This window comes from Corallococcus llansteffanensis, from assembly GCF_003612055.1.
GTDB lineage: Bacteria > Myxococcota > Myxococcia > Myxococcales > Myxococcaceae > Corallococcus > Corallococcus llansteffanensis.
The window spans coordinates 1-5,192 of sequence record NZ_RAWB01000650.1; the positions used below are offsets into that span (position 1 = coordinate 1).

Consider the following 5,192-nt stretch of genomic DNA (forward strand, 5'->3'; position numbering starts at 1 on the left):
GCCTCGTGCTCGCATGCCTGTGGGCGTGCGCCGTGGGCTGCGGGATGTCCGACGCGGAGCTGCCCGGCATCCTGGACGGCAAGGTGGATGAAGCGTGCACGGTGGATCAGGACTGCGCGGATCCGTCCCTGTTCTTCTGCAACACCGCCCTGTCGCGCTGCGAGGCCGCGTGCCGGAGTGACGACGACTGTTCGGTGAAGCGCCGGGGCGAGCTGCACGCCATCCTCGCCTGTGAATCCCAGTCGCTGGGCTGTCGCTGCGACGCGAGCCGCTGCGTTCCGGCCCTCTGCACCGGGGATGACGGCTGTGCGGCCGGCCAGGTGTGTCGCGACGGCACCTGCGGCGCTCCTCCGTCGGCGTCCACCGTCGCGTCCTGCCACGTGGTGCCGGAGCGGCTCGTCGCGCCCGTGGGCACCACCGTCCGCTTCGAGGCCTGGGTGTCCGACGCCAGCGGGCGACCGCTCGTCCTGCGCGAGGGCATCACCTGGAAGGCCATGGCCGCGCAGGTGACGGGGGAGGGCAGCGGCCCCACCGCCACGTTCACGCTGGCCACGACGGGCGCGGAGGTCGACGCGGTGGAGGCCCGCGTGGGCATCGTCACCTGCCACGCGAGCGTCACCGTGCTGCCGCCGCATGTCGCCGAGGCGCAGGTGCGGGTGCTGGTGACGGATGCGCTCACGGGACACCCGGTCCCGGGGGCGTCGGTGCTGGTGTCGGACCTGCTGGGCCTCGCGACGGCCAGCGGGGCGACGGACGCGTCCGGCGTGGCCGTGCTCGCCGCTCAGGGCGACGTCGGCGTGTCCGTCTTCCACCCGGACTTCGGTTACGTCACCCTGGCCCACTACTCCACGGCGGGCACTCGCGATCTGCGACTGTCGCTGCGCCGCAACCCGACGGACCGCGAGGGTGGGGTGCGCGGCACGTTCGGCAACTTCGCCCCGGTGGGTGCGGGTGACGCGCTGGCCCTGGGGTTCATGGGGCTGTCGGTGCCAGGGCTCCTGTCGGAGGCGGCTCCCGGCCAGGTGCTGGGGCCCGAGCGGCAGGCGGAGCTGCGCCTGGGCGGCATGGTCCGCCCGTTCGAGGTGCCGGCCAACGTCTGGCTGAGCGGGCTGGGCCTCCCCGCGCAGCCCTCGGTGACGGCGCCCGGCATCGCCGGCGTGTGTGACGCGCGCCTCGCGGACGTGTCGGAGCCGGAGGAGGCGATGCGAGCGGGCGCCTGTGGCACGCGCACCGCCTGGGCCCTCACCGCGCAGGTGCCGACGGGCGAGCTGCCGGCGGGGATGATGGATCCGGGCACGGATCCGCTGCTGCTCCTGGCGCGCGCGCTGCCGCCGTCGGGGCGGTTCTCCTCCGCGCTCTCGCGCGACGTGCAGTTCACGCTGCGGCCTCCGGGCGCGGGCGAACCGCCGCGGCTCACGCCGGTGGCGTATGACTTCCGCCAGGTGCCGCTGGCCTTCCCGTTCGTGGTGCGGGTGCCGGCGCTGCCCCGCTTCCGCGACAGCTACCTGGCGCGCACCCTGGTGCTGGGCACGGTGGCCGCGCCCGGACGGGGCACGGTGCCGCTGGGCCTGGGCGCCGCCGTCAACGCCAACCCGTCGGATCCGAACACGGACCTGCTGCCGGGCCTCTCCGCGCCGGGGCTCGTGCGCGTGCGCATGGCTCCGGCCCACCACGGCCTGGAGGGGCAGCCCTACCGGCTGCTCGCGCTCGCGTCGTCGGGCGCGCTGGGCGCGGAGGTGTCCCCGGGCACCGCCACCAGCGCGGTGATGGCTGCCCTGGAGGCGCCCCGCTTTGATCCGGACGGCACGCAGCCGATGACGTTCCCCTCGGCCTTCCTCGGCATCCCGGAGGGCGCCCGCTACAACCCCGACGTGGCGCCGTGGCACGGCCTGATGCCCCGCGAGTGGCGCATGGACGCGCAGGTGCCGTCCGCCACCCTCGTGCGCGCGACCTTCACCAACGCGGCCGGGCGGCGCTGGACGGTGTGGATGGACAGCCGCCGCGCCTTCTTTGGCGTGCGACTGCCTGTGCCTCCCTCCGGCTTCGAGGACCGCACCTTCCAGGGCGACACCGAAGGCTCGCGCGCGTCGCTCTCCGTGGAGGCCCTGGCCGTGGCCACGGCCGAGGGCGGCTTCATCGGCAGCTCCACGCTGGCCGAGTCCGGCGGCCTGGCCTCCGAGTCGCTCGCGCAGGTGACCCGCGCCGTGTCCACGCTGGACTACGGCCGGCCCCAGGTGTCGTGGGTCGAGCCTCCCGAGGGCGCGTCGCTGCCTCGCGGCGCCACCGTGCGCGTGCGGGTGGACGGCTTCCAGGTGGGCTCCACCCTCTCCGACGAGGGCGGGGTGCTGTTGGGCATCCGGGGTGGCGGCGTGGGCTGCGACGGCCTGCTGTCGCGAAGTGCCGTGGCCACGCGGTCGGGCGAGGTATCGCTCGCGCTGCCTGTCGCCTGCTCGGGCGCGGACGTGGTGCTCGTGGCTTCACTCGTGGACGGGCTGGGATTGCCGCTGCGTCCGGCTGTCTCGGCCGCGCGCACGGTGCGGGTGCCCTGACGTGTTGGGGTGTCAGTGCTTCTGCGACCCGAAAGGGCGGTCGCCGCGGCGGTGAATTCGCTTTCGCGAATTGCGCGGTGATACGTTTGCCCACGCCATGGGCCAGAAGGAGACGGTCGTCACCGTCATCTCGAAGATCTCCGAGCGGCCCGTCAACCTGGACGCGGCGCTGGTGGTCATCTACGGCCTGGACCTGGGCCGCAAGTTCGACCTGAAGCGGGAAGAGACGCTGATCGGCCGCTCGTCCAAGGCGGACATCCAGATTGATCAGGAGGCGGTGAGCCGCAACCACGCGCGGATCACCAACACGACCAAGGGCGTGCGCATCGAGGACCTGGGCTCCACCAACGGCACGTTCGTCAACGACGACGTGGCGGTGGGAGGCCGGTCGCTGCAGAACGGCGACCTGGTGAAGATTGGCCGCACCATCTTCAAGTTCATCGCGGGCGGCAACATCGAGGCGGCGTACCACGATGAGATCTACCGGCTGACCACGATGGACGGCCTGACGCAGATCTACAACCGCCGCTACTTCGACGAGCAGCTGGACCGCGAGGTCTCCCGCAGCCGCCGCTACGAGCGCACGCTGTCGCTGGTGATGCTGGACCTGGATCACTTCAAGGAGGTCAACGACACCTTCGGCCACCTCGCGGGCGACTCGGTCCTCAAGCAGCTGGCGTCCACGGTGCGCACGCGCATCCGCCGTGAGGACGTCTTCGCCCGCTACGGGGGCGAGGAGTTCGCGATGCTCCTGCCGGAGATCTCCCTGGGCGGCGCGAGGCAGCTCGCGGAGAAGGTGCGCAAGCTGGTGGAGCGGCAGCGCTTCGAGTTCGACAAGCAGGTCATCCCCGTCACCTTGTCGGTGGGCGTGGCCACGCTGGAGCCGCAGCACCGCGAGGCCACGGAGCTGGTGCGCGCCGCGGACGAGCGCCTCTACGAGGCGAAGACCCAGGGGCGCAACCGCGTCTGCGGCTGACGCCCCCGGTCCCTTCGCCGCGCTTTTCAGCCCGCGAACACGGAGCGGCGCTCGCGCAGCAGGGCCTGGAGCATGGCCTGGATGGACTCGCGGGTCCGTTCGGTGAGCCGCTGCACCTCGCCCAGGTCGTCCGCGGACTCCGGAGGCAGGCCCTCCATGCTCAGCGGTTCGCCGAAGCGGATGGTCCACTTGGCCGGCAGCGGGCCCAGTGACGTGAGCGGCAGGGACGGGAACCCGAGGAAGCCCCCGGGGATGCGGCCCAGCAGCGGTGACGTCTCCTCCGCGCCCACGATGGCCACCGGGACGATGGGCGCGCCCGTGCGCAGGGCCAGCTTCACGAAGCCGCCACGCCCGAAGCGCTTGAGGCGGTAGCGCTCCGCGAACGGCTTGCTCGCGCCCTGGTAGCCCTCCGGGAAGACGACCAGCGGGCGGCGCTCGTCGAGCAGCCGCAGCGCGTTCTCCGGCGAGGCGCGCACGGCCCCCAGGCGGTTGAAGAGGGTGCCCAGCATGGGCGCGTGGAAGACCTGGTCCTCCACGAGCCACCGCGCCTCGAGCAGGTCGGGGCGCTCGCGCAGCAGCACCTGGGACATCACGAGGCCGTCGTAGGGCAGGGCGCCGGAGTGGTTGGCGACGAGGATGGCCGCGCCGTGGGGCACCTGATCCACGCCCTCCACGGACACGCGCCAGTACTGCTCGTAGAGGAAGTCGAGCACGGGCTGGAGGTTCTCCACCAACCCCGCGTCCTTGCCGTAGTCGTCCAGCCGGCTGCCGCCGCCGGTGCCCAGGCTGGTGCGCATCGCCTCCACCAGACCGTGCATCGCGCCGACGGCGCGGCCCAGGCCCTCGCTCGCGAGCGCCTGTCCGGCGATCTCCTTCGCCAGCGAGAACATGCCCGCGGCGCGGCCCGCGAAGGTGGAGGGCGGAGGGGCCTCCTCCCGAGCGCTGAAGGCCGGCGCGTCCCGGTCCAGGCGCGACCTGTCGGCATCCTCGCCGTCGGTCACGAGGATCAGCGGTACGCGGCGGCTGGGCGGCAGCTCGTCGTGGGACTCGTCGGGCAGCTCCACCTCCGGCTCCACGTTGGTCGGGGCCGCGCCCGCGATGATGGAGACGGAGATGTGCACGCCGTCCTCCTCGCCGCGCTCCACGCCGTCGGCCAGGTCTTCCCCGTCGTCGGCGTCCTGCGGCGGGGGGACGGCGCTGGGGTTGCGCTCCCAGGCGTCGGCCGTCCACACGTCCTCTTCCTCTTCTTCGTCGAGGTCCTTCGCATCGCCGTCCTCGGCGGTGGGCACGGCGCGCTCGTCGGGGCTGCTGGCCTGGCGGTCGAGCACCTCGTCCACGGCGACGCCGGCGGTGGCCTCGGCGACCTGGGTTGCGATGGCGGTGGCGAGCTCCCGTTCAGGGGCGGTGCCGCGGCCGTCGTCCAGGACCTGTCGCACCGCGGACTCGGCCAGCTCGGCGACGAGCTCCGTCGCGAGGACGCGCTCGATGTCCCGGTCGCGGCCGGGAATGCCGGGGAGCAGCTCGTCCACCGCGGACTTCGCGGCGGCTTCCGCCGCGTCCGCCGCCAGCGCCTCCGTCAGCGCGCGATCCACCTTGCGCTCCTCGGGCCGCGTGGCGTGCACCTCTTGCGCGAGCACCTGCGGCCGTGAGGGCGGGGCGTCGTGAGA

General features: G+C 73.2%; 3 protein-coding genes. 2 read left to right on the forward strand and 1 reads right to left on the reverse strand.

All coding sequences use genetic code 11. The features are described 5' to 3' along the window. Positions 1–2,549, forward strand: a 2,549-nt coding sequence (locus D7V93_RS45445; RefSeq protein WP_120647877.1) for an Ig-like domain-containing protein, incomplete at its 5' end; no start/stop codon positions are given. A 97-nt stretch (positions 2,550–2,646) separates the two neighbouring features. Next, positions 2,647–3,525, forward strand: a complete 879-nt coding sequence (locus tag D7V93_RS37345) for a GGDEF domain-containing protein (protein ID WP_120647878.1) — start codon at positions 2,647–2,649, stop codon at positions 3,523–3,525. Positions 3,526–3,551: 26 nt separating this feature from the next. Here D7V93_RS37345 and D7V93_RS37350 read toward each other — a convergent pair. After that, on the reverse strand, positions 3,552–5,192 hold a 1,641-nt coding region (locus tag D7V93_RS37350; protein ID WP_147451543.1), incomplete at its 5' end, for a lysophospholipid acyltransferase family protein.

Bases quoted from the DNA above. Each gene is read 5' to 3' on its own strand.
- D7V93_RS37345 (WP_120647878.1), top strand. From the start codon at position 2,647: ATGGGCCAGAAGGAGACGGTCGTCACCGTCATCTCGAAGATCTCCGAG.